Here is an 18206-nt window from a genome sequence, read left to right as displayed (position 1 = left end):
GTGAGTATTCAACACCTCTGTCTAATAATTGTATTGGCTCCGCTGTTTGGCTCGGCGATAGCGGGTTTCTTCCGTAATCAAATTGGCCGTGTTGGTGCGCATTCGGTCACGATTGCAGGTGTAGGCTTATCACTTCTGCTCTCGCTTTATGTCGCCTGCATTATTTTATGTGGCAAGCATGACCCAGTGAATGTCAATATTTATACTTGGGCAAGTGGTGGAGAGATCTTTCCATACACCTTTAATATCGGGTTTCTGATTGATCAACTTACTGTGGTAATGCTCGTCGTCGTTAATTTTGTATCATTTTTAGTGCATATCTACAGTATTGGCTATATGGATGATGACGATGGCTACCAGCGGTTTTTCAGCTATATCTCCCTATTTACCTTTATGATGTTGATGTTAGTTACCGCTAATAATTTCTTACAGCTTTTCTTTGGTTGGGAAGGTGTAGGCTTGGTTTCCTATCTGCTGATCAGCTTCTGGTATGACAGAGAGTCAGCAATTCAAGGTGGTCTGAAGGCATTTCTAGTTAACCGCGTTGGTGACTTTGGTTTCGTCCTAGGTATAGCGATGGTACTGGCTTATACAGGCAGCCTCGATTATGAAACAGTATTTCGCAGTGCTAATAGTATGGCAGGGCAAAGCATAGAGTTATTTGCTGGCCATCCCTGGTCAGTGATTACGGTAACCTGCTTATTACTGTACGTTGGAGCAATGGGTAAATCAGCACAGGTTCCTTTACATGTGTGGTTACCAGAGTCGATGGAAGGTCCTACCCCCATTTCAGCATTAATCCATGCGGCAACAATGGTAACAGCTGGTGTGTTTATGATTGCGCGTATATCGCCAATGGTCGAGTTATCCACTGTGGCTTTGAGTGTAATTCTTGTTATTGGCGCAACAGGCGCACTATTTACCGGCATACTTGCTTTGGTTATGAATGACATTAAGCGCGTAGTTGCCTACTCAACACTATCACAACTTGGTTATATGATGGTGGCAATGGGCTCTTCAGCGTTCAGTGCCGGGATATTCCATTTATTAACTCATGCCTGCTTTAAGGCTTTGCTCTTCCTTGGTGCCGGTTCTGTGATTATTGGTATGCATCATGAACAAGATATGCGTAAGATGGGTGGCTTATGGTCTAAAATGCCAATTACCTATGTCACCTTTGTAATCGGTAGTTTGGCGCTTTGTGCGATACCGCCTTTTGCAGGCTTTTATTCAAAAGATACAATTATTGAGGCTGCCAAACTTAGTGAAATTCCTGGTAGTGCCTATGCTTATTATTGTGTGGCTATAGGCGCAATGGTTACTGCCATTTATACCTTCCGTTCCTTATTTATGACTTTCCATGGAAAACCAAGAATGGACGAGCATACCTTGTCCCATTTACACGAATCGCCATGGGTTGTTTGGTTGCCGCTAGTAATACTGGCAATTCCATCGGTAATTATTGGTTACATTCTCTATATGCCAATGCTTTATAATACTCCAGGCTTTTTTGGTAGTTCACTGTTTGTTTTAGCAGAACATAATGTATTAGCAGAAATGGCGCGAGAAGTTCATTCGCCAATTGAAGCTGCACTACATGCGCCGCTATCTCCTGTCTTCTGGTTAACTTTGGCTGGCGTAGCAATTGCTTGGGTATGTTATATCGCAGTACCAGCGATACCAGAGAAACTTGCGCAACGCTTTTCCTGGATTTACAAGTTGCTTCTTAACAAATATGGGTTTGACGCCTTTAATGAGCATGTTTTTGTACGCGGCGCAAAAGCTCTGGGCAGACTTTGCTATCAAGCAGGTGATCAACGACTAATTGATGGTGCTGTCGTGAATGGGACTGGCCGAACCCTAAGATGGTTTGCACAAAAGGGCCGCACTATACAGAGTGGATATCTATATCATTATGCGACATTTATGATATTAGGTCTTTTTGTTTTCCTATGCTGGTTGTTACTTGGCTGATTATTAAGGTGATAGTATGCATCATTTGCTCAATTTATTGATCTGGTTGCCCATCCTTGGAGGAGTATTCGTATTCCTTACAGGAGATGATAAAAATCCCAGTGTATCGCGTTATTTATCATTATTTACTGTGATACTGACACTGATCATGTGTATACCCTTAGTAACAGGTTTTGATCTGAACAATTCAAATATGCAATTTGTTGATGATATGACCTGGATGCCTGCCCTAGGGATTAATTACACCTTAGGTATCGATGGTCTTTCATTATTGCTTATAGTCTTGAGTGTTTTTACTAACCTTATTGTTATCCTTGCAACCTGGGATAGTATCAAAAAGCGTGTTGGTCAGTATATGGCTGCTTTTCTTATCATGCAGGGCTTGCTAGTTGGTGTATTTGCTGCAACGGATGCTATTGTTTTCTATATCTTCTGGGAAGCAACACTAATACCTATGTATCTGATTATTGGTGTTTGGGGTTCGTCTAACCGCGTTTATGCAGCAATCAAATTTTTCCTCTATACCTTTTTGGGTTCAGTCCTGATGCTTGCGGCATTCTTATATATGGGCTACCAGGTAGGAACCTTTAAAATTGAAACTTTCTATGCGCTTAAACTAGGAATGACAGCGCAAACGCTTATTTTTATTGGCTTTTTCTTTGGCTTTGCCGTCAAGATCCCCATGTTCCCGGTGCATACCTGGTTGCCAGATGCCCATACAGAAGCACCTGCAGGTGGCTCTATTGTTCTTGCGGCAGTACTTCTGAAGCTCGGGGCCTACGGTTTTATACGCTTTGCACTACCTATAGTTCCCGATGCCTGTAGTAAATATGCAATGCTTATGATTGTCTTATCACTAATTGCTGTAGTCTATATTGGTCTTATTGCAATCATTCAGCAAGACATGAAAAAGCTGATTGCTTATTCCTCTATTTCACATATGGGATTCGTAACACTAGGCTGCTTCGCAATTTTTAATATTGCTCATACTTCAAGTCTCGCTAATGCAGGTTTGATTATGGAAGGGGCAATTGTGATTATTATTTCGCATGCCTTTGTTTCAAGTGGACTCTTTGCTGGGGTTGGATACATCTATGACAGGATGCATACACGCCAGATTAAGGATTTTGGTGGATTAGTACACACAATGCCAATTTTCTCTACCTTTTTTATGCTCTTTGCAATGGCAAATGCCGGATTGCCAGGAACCTCGGGCTTTGTCGGCGAGTTTATGGTTATTTTGGGTAGCTTGAAAGCGAATTTCTGGATGGCGTTCTGGGCAGCAACAACGTTAATTACAGGGGCTGCCTATACTCTCTGGATGTACAAAAGAGTAATATTTGGCCCCGTTGCTAATGAGAAAGTGGCAAAGTTACAAGATCTATCTAATTTTGAGATAAGTGCATATGCCTTACTTGCTCTAATGATAATCGCGCTTGGTGTATATCCAAAACCAATGCTTGAATATGTACACCAATCTGTGAGTCATACACTGGCTCTGGCAGATAAATCAAAACTATAAAACTAGAATCTGTTGTCTTGAGATAATTTGTAGCGAAAATTGAGGCCGATTGACTACGAAATTATCTCCAGGCAACAGATTTTAACTAATAAGGTTAAGCAGATATGACGACAGCATTACTTGAAAATATACACCTCGCATTGCCTGAGATGATTATATTGATTACGGCCTGCGTTGCGTTACTAAGCGATTTATTTCTACGCCATCGTTTTTCCTCTATTGCATTTCTATGCGCTTCGATTGGATTGGCCTTGGCAACGTTCGTCAGCATTTTATTTGTAGGCAGTTTTAAGACTACGCTTTTTGGTGGATTATTTGTTAGTGATGATATTGCCCAACTAATGAAGATTTTCATCTATATTACAGTCTTCCTAAGTTTCTTTTATTCCAGACACTATATTGAAGAACGACAAATGCCTTCAGGGGACTACTATATCTTAGGTTTGTTCTCAACCTTGGGAATGATGATTCTAGTTTCTGCACATTCCTTACTCACAATCTATCTCGGATTGGAGTTGCTATCCCTACCCCTTTACGCAATGACTGCTATTCGCCGCACGGATTCTAATGCTGCTGAAGCTGCAATGAAGTATTTTGTCATGGGTGCTATTGCTTCAGGTATGTTGTTATATGGCTTATCTCTGGTTTATGGTGCCACTGGTAAATTGGACCTCACGGATATTGCTAATGTTATTGCAGCTAACTGGGTTGAACAGCAAAGCCCTCTCTTGTCATTTGCACTTGTGTTTATTATTGCTGGTGTTGGTTTCAAATTAGCATCGATGCCATTCCATATGTGGGCTCCAGATGTGTATCAAGGTGCGCCAAGTTCAGTAACCTTATTTTTAAGTGCCGCACCCAAAATCGCAGCTATAGGTATGGCCTTGCGTTTATTTACAGTAGCCTTGGGTTTGCCGGATCTAGCTTTACAATGGCAGCAACTGTTTATCGTCATGGCTTTGTTATCAACGGGGCTAGGAAATTTGTTTGCAATAGTTCAAAACAATATTAAGCGCTTATTAGCCTATTCTGCGATTTCCCATATTGGCTACGCATTATTTGGTCTTCTAGCTGCGAATGCTGCGGGCTATGCAGCTGCTTTGTTCTATGTACTTATATATTCAGTGATGACTGCTGGTGCCTTTGGTTTGATTGTTCTTATGTCTAACAAGGGTATCGAAATTGAGAATGTTGATGATCTGAAGGGGTTGAATAAGCGTAACCCATGGATAGCCTTTATGATGTTGCTAATCATGTTTTCAATGGCTGGCGTTCCACCAACAGTTGGTTTTTTTGCTAAGTTGTTAGTGTTGAAAGCGCTAGTTGACGTGCATTTGACTTGGGTTGCTGTGCTAGGACTTCTTTTTGCAGTAGTTGGTGCATATTACTACCTGCGCATTGTTAAAGTGATGTATTTTGATGATGCAGAAGATAGTTCGCCCGTTAAGTTTTCTGTATCAACAAACTTAGTTTTCTCCATACACTGTCTTTCGTTATTGTATTTAGGGATATTTCCCTCAGGACTAATTTCCGCTTGTATTAATGCGTTTACTGGCTAGTTATTAGAATCATGAGCATTGCTTAATAAAGCAAGCAAAAGCATGCTCAAAGTATGTAAAGCTCAGTCATTTACCGATCTGGAAGAAACAGGCGGAAAAAAGACTTGCTATGTTAGGGAAGGGTGAGTATACTTGCCCTCAGTTGATGCGGGGTGGAGCAGCCTGGTAGCTCGTCGGGCTCATAACCCGAAGGTCGTAGGTTCAAATCCTGCCCCCGCTACCACTATTAAGAACCCCATTTATGGGGTTTTTTATTATGTACTACCCGGTAACACGAGGCTGTGACATAGTGAAATAAGTTCTTCCAACCTACTGTAAATACCAGGCAGCAGATGGATGAATGACTAATGCAGTCTTACTTACTGTCCGATCAATCAAGTAAATCATTTCGACATAATAGCTGAGCTAAAGTCTAGTGTTAGATAAAGCAGGCGAATGAGAAGCATATGATACAAAACGAAATTGAAGAGTTGTTAAAACCTCTGGTTGCTGATCTGGGGTATGAGTTATGGGGATGTGAGCACCTTTCACAAGGTAAGCATTCGCTCTTGCGGGTTTATATCGATAAAGAAGATGGTATAGGCATTGAAGACTGTGAGCGTGTCAGCAAGCAAATAAGCGCAATGCTTGATGTGGAAGATCCAATTCCTGGCAATTACAGTCTGGAAATTTCTTCTCCTGGAGTACCGCGCCCTTTGTTCTACAAAGAACAATATCAGCGTTTTATAGGGTGTGAGATTAAAATTAAATTATTTAAACCAATTAATGGAAGTCGAAAATATGTAGGAACCATTGTTGGTATGAATGGCGACACATTGATACTAAAAGTTGGTGAAGAGCAGTTAGAGCTGCCATTTGCCCATATAGTAAAAGCAAATTTGATTGGTGAGTGAGGGGCGAACGATGAGCAAAGAATTGTTATTAGTTGCTGAGGCATTATCTAACGAGAAGGGTGTGAGCAAAGAAGTAGTCTTGCAAGCAATCCAAGCAGCCCTTGAATCGGCCACTCGTAAACTTACAGATAAAGATATTGGTGTACGTGTAAAACTTGACCCCCGAACAGGGGAATATGAAACATTCCGATACTGGGATGTCGTCGAAATAGACGCTTTAGAGTTCCCTGAAAGAGAATTAACCTTAGAACAAGCTCGAGAGCGTATACCCACAATTGAAATGGGCGGTCGTATTGAAGAGCCAATGTCCTCAATAGAATTTGGTCGCATTGCAGCACAGACTGCACGTCAGGTTATCATGCAAAAGGTGCGTGAAGCAGAAAGACAACAGGTCGTTGATCAGTTCAAAAATAAATTTGGCCAGCTTATTTACGGTACTGTCAAAAAAGTTACCCGCGATAACATTATCATTGACTTGGGCGGTAAGGCTGAAGCCTTTTTACCACGTAATGAAATGCTGCCTAATGAGATGTTTAGACCGAATGATCGAGTTCGTGCTTATCTATATGATATCACCCCGCAATCACGAGGCCCTCAGTTGTTTGTAAGCCGTATTCGCAACGAAATGCTTGTGGAGTTGTTTCGCATAGAAGTGCCTGAAATTGGTGAGAACGTTATTGAAGTCAAGGCCGCAGCACGTGAGCCAGGAAACCGCGCCAAAATTGCTGTTAAAACAAATGATGGCCGTATAGATCCAGTTGGCGCTTGTGTAGGTATGCGGGGTGCGCGGGTTCAAGCAGTTTCTAGTGAATTAGGCGGTGAGCGTGTAGATATCATCCTGTGGGACGATAATCCTGCCCAGTTAGTTATTAATGCAATGGCTCCTGCAGAAATTACATCGATTGTTGTTGATGAAGATAGCCATACAATGGATTTAGCAGTACAAAAAGATCAATTGTCACAAGCAATTGGCCGAAATGGTCAAAATGTTAGATTGGCTAGTCAGATGACCGGCTGGACCTTGAATGTTATGACAGTTGAAGAATTTAATTCTAAGAGCCAGGAAGAATCCAGCAAAATAGTTAACCTGTTTACTTCTGCTCTGGAAATCGATGAAGAAATTGCCAGTCTTTTAGTTGCGCACGGTTTCTCTTCTCTTGAAGAAATAGCTTATGTACCTAAAGAAGAGTTAATGGCTATTGAAGAGTTCGATGAAGATATTGTTGAAGAACTGCGTAATCGCGCAAATGATACCTTATTGACACAAGCACTTACTTCAGGCCAAGGTCTTGCAGGTAGCCCTTCAGACTCATTACTTACAATGGAAGGAATGACCGAAGAGTTGGCTGTAAGCCTTGCTGCAAAAGGTATTACAACGATGGATGAGCTTGCAGAACATTCAGTTGATGAGTTACTTGATATTCAAGGCATGACTGAAGCGAAAGCTGGCGAGCTAATTATGAAAGCGCGTGAACCATGGTTTAAATAAGCTGTAAGAAACTAGGTTTTTAGCAAAACCGATTTAGCTTTAGCAATTATAATTTTTACGCTGAGTTTGCAGCATTAGAATCATTATCAGAGCAATCCTCTATCATAAGAGGTTGCCGAAGGGGGGTTAAATTTATGGCTGATGTGACGGTTAAACAATTGGCGCAGGTCGTTGGTATCCCTGTTGAACGCCTATTGACCCAGTTACAGGAAGCAGGATTATCATTTACTGATGATAACCAGACGGTCAATGAGGAACAAAAACGAATTTTACTCACTCATTTAAAGAGCAGTACTAACCGAGATACACGAACGACCCCAGAGCGTATTACGTTGAAGCGTAAGAGTTTGACTCAGGTAAAACTTGGTCATGATGTACATAGCGGCAAGACTGTAAATATTGAGGTACGTAAGAAGCGAACCTATGTGAAACGTAGTTCATTAGTTGAGTCGCAACATGAGCATGAAGCAGAGATGGCTGATGAGCATTTATCAGCTCATGAAGACGCAGCTGTGGACGACATCTCAATCCTAGCAACTGAGGCTGAAGCAAATGTAGTGCAGGAAGCACAGAGTGAGATTACGGAAAATAGCCAACCAATTGAACAACTTGAAGAAACAGCACAAGCAGCAACTCCTTCCGAGGGCGAGCAGACAGAGCCTGGAAACTTAGCTGAAGATCTTCTTGGCCAATCCGCAGATATTACTAATGAGCCTGTAGTTCAACTTGCCGAAGAAGTGAAGGTCGAGAAAGTTAAGAAAAAGCACATCGATAAGTCTGAGGTAGAATCCGATAGTGACTTTAAGAAAGGCAAGAAAAAAGGCGGCAAATATCAAATGGCTGAGCGTGATGATGATGATCGAGGCATGCAGGTCCGTCACAAGCGTTCAAAAGTTAAGAAGCGTAAAGGTAATGAGAAATCTGAGAAATATCGTGAAGCTGAAGAAGCATTAACTCATGGTTTTGCTATGCCTACAACTCCTGTAGTCCGTGATGTAGCAATACCAGAGACAATTACCGTTGCTGAGCTTGCCAAACGTATGTCTGTTAAGGCTGCTGAGGTTATCAAAGTGATGATAGGCCTGGGTGCCATGGCAACAATCAACCAGGTTATTGATCAAGATACAGCGGTTATCGTTGTTGAAGAAATGGGTCATATACCACATTTATTAAAAGAAGACGCTATTGAAGATAATTTGGGCGATGCATTAACAAAAGGTAGTCAATTAGCAGCACGTGCACCAGTGGTAACGATTATGGGACACGTAGACCATGGTAAAACCTCTTTGCTTGACTATATCAGAAGAACAAAGGTTGCAGCCGGCGAAGCGGGCGGGATTACTCAGCATATTGGTGCTTATCATGTCAGTACCCCGAAAGGTGATATTACTTTCCTGGATACACCGGGCCACGCGGCATTTACTGCAATGCGTGCTCGTGGAGCGCAAGCAACAGATATCGTTATTCTAATTGTTGCTGCCGATGACGGGGTAAAACCACAAACTATAGAAGCTGTGCAACATGCTAAAGCCGCTAATGTGCCCATTATTGTGGCGATAAACAAAATGGATAAGCCTGGTGCTGATCCAGAGCGAGTGATGAATGAGCTGTCTGGCTATGATGTTATTCCTGAGTCTTGGGGCGGCGATACGATGTTTGCGCAGATCTCTGCAAAATCCGGACTTGGCATCGATGAATTATTAGATGCTATCTTATTGCAAGCAGAGGTACTGGAGCTTAGAGCTAATACTGATGGTGCTGCGAAAGGAGTCGTTATTGAATCCCGTTTGGATAAGGGGCGTGGTCCTGTAGCAACTATTCTTGTCCAAAGTGGAACCTTACATAGAGGCGATATCATCCTGGCTGGTCTGCAATATGGCCGTGTTCGTGCGCTAGTGAGTGATAACGGTAGTTTAGTTGATAGTGCCGGCCCTTCAACTCCGGTCGAAGTGCTTGGCCTTTCAGCAATTCCTCATGCTGGTGATGAAGCAGTTGTTGTTCCCGATGAGAAACGTGCACGTGAAGTAGCCTTGTTCCGTCAAGGAAAATTCCGAGATGTTAAATTGGCCAGACGCCAAAAAACCTCGCTGGAAGGTATTTTCGAGAATATGACAACAGCCGAAGTGAAAGTTTTGAATGTTGTCCTAAAAGCAGACGTGCAGGGTTCTGTCGAAGCTATTGCCGATGCCCTAGTCAAGCTTTCAACAGATGAAGTGAAGGTTGAAATTATTGCTAGTGGTGTGGGTGGAATCACTGAGTCAGATGTACATCTAGCTATTGCATCCAATGCGATTTTAATCGGTTTCAACGTACGTGCTGATGGTGGTGCTAAACGTTTAGCAGAACAAGAAGCAGTCTCTTTACACTATTTCAGCGTTATTTACGACATTGTTGATCAGGTAAAAGGTGCCCTAACCGGTATGCTAGCACCGCAATTTAAAGAAGAGATTATCGGTATAGCTGAAGTCCGTGATGTTTTCCGTTCACCAAAAATAGGCGCGATTGCGGGATGTATGGTTGTAGAAGGTACCATTAAACGTAATAATCCAATTCGGGTACTCAGAAATAATGTCGTGATTTATGAGGGAACCTTAGAATCATTACGCCGTTTCAAGGACGATGTCATTGAAGTTCGTCAGGGATTTGAATGCGGTATCGGTGTGAAGAACTATAATGATGTTAAGGCCGGCGATCTTATCGAAGTGTTCGAAACAATTGAAATAAAGCGTGATTTATGAGTAATGAGTTTAAACGCACAGATCGCGTTGCAGAAATGATGCAACGCAAGCTGTCGCAACTAATCCAGCAGGAAATTAAAGATCCACGTTTACCTGCTTTTGTAACTATTTCGTCTGTAAAAGTGGCGGCGGATTTGAGTCATGCGAAAGTATATTTTACTGTCCTTGATGAAAACATTAAGCAAACAACAGCGATCCTCAATTCAGCAGCAAGCTATCTAAGAACGGCACTTGCCCGCAGTGTGAAGCTTCGTACTGTTCCGCAACTGCATTTTATCTATGATGAGTCTATCGAATACGGCAGGCGACTAAGCCGTTTAATCGATGATGTAAATCCAGCTAATGAAGATGATGAGCAAAGCTGAACCCAAACAAGCCGTGAATGGAATTTTACTGGTTAATAAGCCGCAAGGACTGTCATCCAATGCCCTATTACAACAGGTTAAACGCTTGTTTAATGCAAAGAAAGCTGGGCATACCGGCAGCTTGGATCCATTAGCAACTGGAATGTTGCCTATCTGTTTCGGCGAGGCAACTAAGTTTTGCCAATACTTGCTTGATGCTGATAAATCTTATGAGGCGACGGGTTTACTGGGTATTAAAACAACGACGGGTGATGCCTTAGGGGAAACTATTGCAAGCCTATCTTCTTTCGATATCACAAAGGATGAATTGGAGAAGGCCTTAAATCAGTTCAAAGGTTCGATTAAGCAAGTACCATCTATGTACTCCGCCTTGAAACACAAAGGAACCCCACTTTATAAATATGCCCGTGAGGGAATCGCAATAGAGCGTGAGGCAAGAGATATTAAAATCTATAAGCTAGATTTGCAAAGCTTTGATGGGACACAGTTTGATATCGATGTTACTTGCTCAAAAGGAACTTATATTCGTAATTTGGTTGAGGATATTGGCGAGCAGCTTGGCGTAGGTGCGCATGTAACGCGATTGCATCGTACGCATACAGCTGGTTTTGCTGACGAAGAAATGTATACACTTGCTGAATTGCAAAATAAGTCCCCGTCAGAACTAATGAATTGTTTACTGCCAATGGAGCGGGCAGTGAATTATTTACCTAAACTTGAGCTCAAGGCTGATGAACTTTTAGCTCTGCGTCAGGGGAAGGTATTAGACAGGATTGTTACAACTGAATTAGAAGGCTGTGTTCGGCTCTATATTGAAGGAGCAGTCTTTGTTGGTTTAGGAGAAGTGGATTCAGCTAGCAATTTGTCGGTCAAGCGGCTATTAGCTTTTAGTTAATAGTACGCAAGAGTGAAGCGGGGCAACAGGTTTAATAAAATATTGCACAAATTATCATCTAATACTTGTGTATGACTTTAGGCCTTGGTAGAATGCTCCCCTTTGAAAGAACACATAGCTTATCTCCAGGAGTGAACGATGTCGCTAACGAGCGCACAAAAAGCAGAAATTGTTAATGAATACAAGCGAGCAGACAAAGATACTGGTTCGCCTGAAGTCCAGGTTTCTTTGATGACTGGTCGTATCAAGTACTTAACAGAACATTTTAAAGATAACAAGAAAGATTTTCATTCACGCAGAGGCTTGCAAGAGTTAGTAAACAAGCGCCGCAAGTTGCTGAAATATTTGAAAAGGAATGATCAAGCTCGTTATCAAACTCTAATCCAAAGTTTGGGCTTGAGAGATTCTTATTGATTTATCGAGCGATGTTCAGTGAAACTGACTTGCTCAATTTTCTAATCAAAATGAAAGGCGCAGTTTTATGCGCCTTTTTTGTTATAAGATTTAACCTAGAAAAGTAGTTGAAACTGTAACCTACGCCAAATACAGACTTTCTGTGAATAGGCGTGAACAGTTACGAATTTAAGGTTGAAGCCCTAATCTGAATAAGACGGTTGCAAAGCTGGTAAATCCGTTTAATGTATTGAGGATACAAACTTATTTTGTTGTAGAATAATGACGTTTAGCCGCGTAGAAAATGACAAAATAAGTTTGTAGATTCAATACGCTAAGTCGATCAGTACTTGGCAGCTGTATTCCAAGGGTTAGAGGCTTGTAGTAGCAGCTCGTAGTGAATCTCACTACGGTTTTTAAGATTACAATTTAAAGAGGTGAACGTGGCTAAAATCACTAAAGAAGTAAGATTCGGTGAACATACGCTTGTGCTTGAAACAGGAGAAGTTGCAAGGCAAGCCGATGGCGCAATCTTTGCGTCTATGGCAGGTACTCAGGTTTTGGTCACGGTCGTTGGCCGAAAAGAAGGGGCCGAAAACAATAACTTTTTCCCATTAACAGTGAATTATCAGGAAAAAGCATACGCCGCAGGTAAAATTCCTGGTGGTTTTAATAAACGTGAAGGACGCCCTAGCGAAAATGAAACCTTAACTTCACGCTTAATGGATAGACCTCTTCGTCCTCTGTTCCCAGATGGTTTCCGCAATGAAATACAAATCATCGCAACAGTTATGTCACATAGTCCCGAGGTTCCAGCTGATATCGTATCCATGATTGGTGCCTCCGCTGCATTAGCAATCTCTGGAATTCCTTTCTTAGGACCAATTGGTGCTGCGCGAGTAGGTTATAAGGATGGTGTTTACCAGTTAAACCCAGGGCATAAAGCGATTGCAGAGTCAGACCTAGATTTGGTTGTTGCTGGAACTGATGAAGCAATTCTGATGGTTGAATCAGAAGCCTCTGAATTGAGCGAAGAAGTCATGTTAGGTGCGGTTCTATTCGGTCATGAAATGATGAAAGGTGTTATTCAGACTATTAGAGAATTAGCCAAAGAAGTAGGTCGTACAACTTGGAATTGGTCTCCTGCGCCGGTTGATACTGCATTGGACACTAGAGTTGCTGAGCTAGGTACAAATCAGGTAACCGAAGCCTACCTGCTCAAAGACAAACAACAACGCTATCAACGACTTGATGAAATTAGACAGCAAATTGTTGAGACGATTGCTGCTGAGCGTGAAGAGCTTAAAGCAGAAGCAATCGCAGAAGTTTTAGGTAACTTGGAGAAGACAATAGTTCGTAACCGTATTCTCGATGGTGAGCCACGTATTGATGGTCGTGATCCCAAAACAGTTCGTCCTATTGCAATCCGGACCAAATTCTTAGAAAGAACCCACGGTTCCGCTTTGTTTACTCGGGGTGAGACACAAGCTATTGTTGTAGCAACCCTAGGCAATGAGCGAGATGCTCAGATGCTGGATGGTTTAAGTGGTGAGTCAAGAGACCGCTTCATGCTGCACTACAATTTCCCTCCCTACTCAGTTGGCGAAACAGGCATGGTTGGCAGTCCAAAGCGTCGCGAGATTGGCCATGGTCGTTTAGCGAAACGAAGTTTAATGGCTGTGCTACCAACAGCAAGTGAATTCCCCTATGTGTTGCGAATTGTTTCAGAAATTACTGAATCAAACGGTTCAAGCTCAATGGCAACAGTTTGTGGTACCAGTTTGGCTCTAATGGATGCCGGTGTTCCTCTAAAAGCACCTGTTGCTGGTGTTGCAATGGGACTCATTAAAGAAGGTGACCGTTTTGCTGTGTTAACAGATATCTTAGGTGATGAAGATCATCTTGGTGACATGGACTTCAAAGTAGCAGGAACTGAAAAAGGGGTTACTGCTCTGCAAATGGATATCAAGATCACTGGAATCACCAAAGAGATTATGGAACAGGCACTGGAACAAGCTTTAGCGGGTCGAACCCATATTCTCGGTGTAATGAATAATTCATTATCTGAGCATCGTGAAGAGTTATCGAAGCATGCCCCAAGAATCACCACTATGAAAGTAGCTGAAGATAAAATCCGTACCATTATTGGTAAGGGTGGCGCGACTATCAAAGGGTTGATTGAAAGTACAGGTGTTTCGATTGATATTGATGACACTGGAGTCGTTCAACTGTTTTCTCCTGACGCAGATGCTCTTGAAGAAGCAGAGCGACAAATTAAAGCATTGATTGCTGAGATTGAAGTTGGTCAGACTTATAAAGGGAAGGTTAGCAAAATCGTTGATTTTGGTGCTTTCATCAATCTATTGCCGGGTAAAGATGGTCTCTTGCATATTTCTCAAATTTGCTCTGATCGCTCGCAAAAAGTCGAATCAGTATTAAGCGAAGGCCAAGAGATTGAGGTGTTTGTTGCCGGTGTTGATAAGCAGGGTCGCGTAAAACTGGAATGGAAAGACAAGCCCCAGACTGAAGCGCCTAAAGAAGCTGCACCAGCGGCTGAAGCAATAGAGGAAGTGGGCGAAGTTGAGCCTGCAGAGGAAGTTAAAGGACATTCTTCTGAGGAAGAATAAGCCTTATCTCTCTCAAGTTTCTATTTGGGCGAAGGAGGCTTTTATGTCTCCCTCGCCCGAATGGTTTTTAGGATTAATTTATTTCTAATACCCAGTCTACGCTTCTCCTTGTCCCTACATTCAACCCACGCAACAAAGCCTGTTCAGGTCCTGCTTAGCAAGAGTTGCTGGATAATAGTACTGTGTTCTTATCTTCAATTATCTAGGTGGCCCGTCAGACATGTATATCGTATTTTATACGGTACTTGTCTAATAACTTTAAGTATTAAACTCCCTGCTCAGTTTTAATAAATGCAGATCAATTATGAAACGTAAAATTTCCGAAATTTCTCAACCCCGGGATAATGAGTCGATAGATCAATTAAATAAAAAAATTAAAGCTAACCCCCAAATTTGGAGTACTTTAAGCCTTCAAAGTGAATTAGAAGATAAGCTAATTAACTTAAACGATGCTTTCTTAAGAGACTTAGATTTAACCTTTAATAGTTTTAATTATGTCAGTCAATGCAATATGAAAATCATGCAGGGCAATCTCAAGGGAGCCATAGCTGAGGCAACCGAAGCAATTAGGCTTAACCCAAACTCTAGCTTAGCATTCAGTACTAGAGGCTGGGCAAAATTAAAACTAGGTCTTTGGGATGGGGCGTTAGCTGACTCAAGCGAAGCGATTAGGCTTAATCCAAGCGATGGTTCTGCTTTATGTACTCGAGGCTTGGTGAAAGTCAAACAAGGTCTTTTCGATGATGCATTAGTCGACCTAACTCAGTCAATTAGGTATAACCCAAACAATAGTGTGGCTTTAGGCACCCGAGGCCTGCTGAAATTCAAATTAGATCTTTTAGATAGTGCATTAGCAGACTTAGATGCGTCGCTTAGACTTAACCCAAACGATAACATAGCCTTAAGCACTCGAGGCCAAGTGAAATTTAGATTAGGTCTTTTAGATAGTGCCTTAGAAGACTTAACCGAAGCGATTAGACTCAACTCAAACAATAGCACAGCTTATTGCATCCGAGGGAAGATAAAACTCAGACAAGGTATTTTGGATGGGGCAGTAGACGATTTGACTGTCGCGATTCGGCTTAACCCAAACGATAGTACAGCATATTGCACTCGCGGGAGGGTGAAGTTCAGGCTAGGTATTTTGGGGAGTGCGGTAGACGATTTAAACGAAGCAATTAGGTTAAACCCAGACGATGGCATGGCTTTTTACTCTCGAGGCAGTATTAAACGTCAGCTAGGAGATTACCAAGGTGGAGCAGCTGATTTAGCCAAAGGGGAAGCTAGTTATCTCCAATTCATGGAAAAAAAGCAAAGTAACTTATACAACACAGCTCTGCCTGGTAACCAGATGTTTTTTAGAAAAGAAAAAAATATTGTTGCTATAGATCATTATCATGCTATTAAGGCTCCAGGTTTTTCAGGAGGATAATAACGTCAGTTCGGGATAAGAATCATTTAAACTCTTCAATAAATCAAAGTACTTACCGTTAAAAGCGCCCAAAAATGCTCGAATTAGCCCTGCTAGTCCTGCGTTTTTTGGGCTTTTGCCTCGATTACTTTGATTTCTCTCGATTTTAAATGACTCTTATCCCGAGCTGACGTTAATAGAAGCCCGCGCTACGGGTAATTGCTATACTCTATTAAATGGAATTTTAATGGTGCCCCTTGATGCCGGTTCAAGACAATAAAAAGGCTATGTCCCTTTCACTTGCTGCTTTAGGAATTGTATACGGTGATCTTGGAACCAGCCCTATCTATGCTCTGCAACAAACTTTGCCGCATCTTGCCTTGAATACGGGCAATATCTTAGGTGTGTTATCCCTCGTTTTTTGGTCATTGATACTCGTTATCTCAACACGTTATGTCACCGTGTTCCTCAGTGCAGATAATGAGGGGGAAGGTGGCATTCTTGCCTTAGTTTCTTTGCTAAGGCGGCAAGGAAAGAAATTCCCGCGCATCTTTTTCTTAATTGGCGTGGTAGGGGCTGGCCTTCTTATCGGTGATGGCATGCTCACTCCTGCTATTTCGGTGATTAGTGCTGTCGAGGGTTTACGGGTAATTTCACCGGGATTTTCTTATCTGGTCGTGCCTATTTCTTTCACAATCTTGCTTGTTCTATTTTATTGTCAGCGCTTTGGTACAGCCAAAATAGGGTTCTCTTTTGGCCCTATTATTCTCTGCTGGTTTATTACTATCGCCGTTTTAGGGCTAAGGGCAATCATCAAGAACCCAGAGGTCTTACGAGCTATAAATCCTTATTATGCTTATGCCTTCTTTCGTGAAGGCGGATGGCATGCCTATGTATTATTAAGTGGTATATTTCTAGTGATTACCGGGGCAGAGGCAATGTATGCCGATTTAGGGCATTTTGGCCGATTGCCCATACGTATAGGATGGTTTGCAGTTGCCTTACCCGCGTTGCTTTTGAATTATTTTGGCCAAGGCGCGAATTTACTGCAGTCACCGGCAGCAATTTCTCATTCTTTCTATGCGCTTGCTCCATCTTGGTTTGCCTATCCCCTGCTAATTCTTGCTACCCTGGCAACTATTATTGCTTCCCAGGCAGTGATTTCAGCTAGTTTCTCCTTAGCAAGGCAGGCGATTTTATTAAATATTTGCCCCCGCTTGTCAATAATTCATACTTCTGTCCAGGAAAAAGGACAGATTTATATGCCACAAATCAATTTTATCTTGGCTGTAGGGACTCTTATATTAGTTGTTATTTTTCAAAGTTCAGATGCACTGGCTGCTGCTTTTGGAATGTCTGTAAATTTGGTGATGATCATTGTGGCTTTTCTTGTTATGTGTGTAGCCCACTTGAACTGGAAATGGTCGATTGGCAAAGTAATCCGAGTTTTCGCTGTGTTTAGCGTGATTGATTTAGTCTTTCTGGGGGCTAACCTTCATAAGATTGAGGAGGGCGCCTGGATTCCCCTGGTTTTTGCAGCACTAGCAAGTATTATCATGATTACCTGGGAAAAGGGTATGAATCTACTGCGCTCTTCCTATTATATGAATAAAGGGAACCTAATTGATTTGCTTGCCGATTTAAAACCTGCCAAATTAAATTATCTGGATAATGTTACGGCGATATTTATTACAGATCCCTATGACAAAAGCGGAGGAAGTTTTCTCCATTATCTGAAATTGAATCGTATTATGCCGGAACAAGTCGTGATTATTAGTACAACGATTGAGGATTATCCTTATATTCATGATAGTGAGCGCTATGAGTTGAAGAAATTAGGTAAAAATATTTATACCCTGACTTTGCATTATGGCTTTATGCAGACAATTTGCATCCCACGTGTTTTACAATCAGCCCATCGAGTTGAACTATTTCCCTTTGAATTTGAAATTGAACAATCAATTTATTTTGTCGAGGCAATCAATCTATCACTTAGCAAGAAAAGAAAGCGGCTTTATTTGTGGCAAAAGAGGTTATTCTCATTCTTATTACGTAATTCAGAGCTGGATGTTGATTTCTTTAAGTTGCCTAATAATAAAGCAATATCGATTGGTACTTATTGTGAGATTTAAGGTTAGCGCCCTGATGTGTTATGGAAGCAAATCAAAGAATTATATGCCTTCAAAAATAGGCGTTCACTTAGGTATCAGTCCCATTCAAATCAGGAAAAAACTACAACCCAACAAGAATACAGACCAGCAGTTTGCCGAGGTAAAGCAAAGGTATTCTAGGCTTGATTAGGCCTCGCTAGTTAAATTATCAAAAAACAAACTGGACATA

The 18206-nt window shown here is 41.8% G+C and carries 11 protein-coding genes, 1 tRNA gene and 2 pseudogenes; all 14 read left to right on the top strand.

Annotated elements, in window-relative coordinates; genetic code table 11:
- A complete protein-coding gene (gene nuoL, locus BN1094_RS00945) occupies nt 1-1974 on the top strand; it encodes an NADH-quinone oxidoreductase subunit L (RefSeq protein ID WP_043872561.1) in 1974 nt (657 codons plus the stop codon).
- Between the two features lie 16 nt (nt 1975-1990).
- Nucleotides 1991-3496, top strand: a complete 1506-nt coding sequence (locus BN1094_RS00940; protein WP_043872560.1) for a complex I subunit 4 family protein — start codon at nt 1991-1993, stop codon at nt 3494-3496.
- A 104-nt stretch (nt 3497-3600) separates the two neighbouring features.
- The gene (gene nuoN, locus BN1094_RS00935) at nt 3601-5055 is read left to right on the top strand and encodes an NADH-quinone oxidoreductase subunit NuoN (RefSeq protein WP_043872559.1); all 1455 of its coding nucleotides are present in this window, start codon (nt 3601-3603) and stop codon (nt 5053-5055) included.
- A 146-nt stretch (nt 5056-5201) separates the two neighbouring features.
- Nucleotides 5202-5278: transfer RNA gene (locus BN1094_RS00930), tRNA-Met, on the top strand.
- A gap of 223 nt (nt 5279-5501) precedes the next feature.
- On the top strand, nt 5502-5948 hold the full coding sequence (gene rimP, locus BN1094_RS00925; protein WP_043872558.1) for a ribosome maturation factor RimP: 447 nt from the start codon (nt 5502-5504) through the stop codon (nt 5946-5948).
- Between the two features lie 10 nt (nt 5949-5958).
- Complete coding sequence (gene nusA, locus BN1094_RS00920) at nt 5959-7437, top strand: transcription termination factor NusA (protein WP_043872557.1); 1479 nt, start codon at nt 5959-5961, stop codon at nt 7435-7437.
- Between the two features lie 134 nt (nt 7438-7571).
- Nucleotides 7572-7881, top strand: a pseudogene (locus BN1094_RS20240) (translation initiation factor IF-2 associated domain-containing protein); the annotation flags it as partial.
- A 281-nt stretch (nt 7882-8162) separates the two neighbouring features.
- Nucleotides 8163-10175 (top strand): annotated as a pseudogene (gene infB, locus BN1094_RS00915) (translation initiation factor IF-2); the annotation flags it as partial.
- Nucleotides 10172-10540, top strand: a complete 369-nt coding sequence (gene rbfA / locus BN1094_RS00910) for a 30S ribosome-binding factor RbfA (RefSeq protein WP_043872555.1) — start codon at nt 10172-10174, stop codon at nt 10538-10540. The pseudogene infB and the gene rbfA, both read left to right, overlap by 4 nt.
- The gene (gene truB, locus BN1094_RS00905; RefSeq protein ID WP_043872554.1) at nt 10527-11435 is read left to right on the top strand and encodes a tRNA pseudouridine(55) synthase TruB; all 909 of its coding nucleotides are present in this window, start codon (nt 10527-10529) and stop codon (nt 11433-11435) included. Before rbfA ends, truB begins: the two co-directional genes overlap by 14 nt.
- A 138-nt stretch (nt 11436-11573) precedes the next feature.
- Nucleotides 11574-11849: a 30S ribosomal protein S15 gene (gene rpsO / locus BN1094_RS00900; protein WP_043872553.1), complete on the top strand. Its 276-nt coding sequence runs from the start codon at nt 11574-11576 to the stop codon at nt 11847-11849.
- Between the two features lie 422 nt (nt 11850-12271).
- Complete coding sequence (gene pnp / locus BN1094_RS00895) at nt 12272-14455, top strand: polyribonucleotide nucleotidyltransferase (RefSeq protein WP_043872552.1); 2184 nt, start codon at nt 12272-12274, stop codon at nt 14453-14455.
- Between the two features lie 304 nt (nt 14456-14759).
- Nucleotides 14760-15887 (top strand): tetratricopeptide repeat protein, encoded by a 1128-nt coding sequence (locus BN1094_RS00890; RefSeq protein ID WP_043872551.1) that lies wholly within the window; start codon nt 14760-14762, stop codon nt 15885-15887.
- Between the two features lie 239 nt (nt 15888-16126).
- Nucleotides 16127-17998 carry a potassium transporter Kup gene (locus BN1094_RS00885; protein ID WP_043872550.1) on the top strand — a complete coding sequence of 624 codons (1872 nt, stop codon included), beginning with the start codon at nt 16127-16129 and terminating at the stop codon, nt 17996-17998.
- Nucleotides 17999-18206: the final 208 nt, after the last annotated feature.

Origin of the sequence: Legionella massiliensis (assembly GCF_000756815.1) — a bacterium.
GTDB classification, from domain to species: domain Bacteria; phylum Pseudomonadota; class Gammaproteobacteria; order Legionellales; family Legionellaceae; genus Tatlockia; species Tatlockia massiliensis.
Note: the sequence above shows the minus strand (reverse complement) of the source record. Positions and strands in the feature narration are given on the sequence as shown.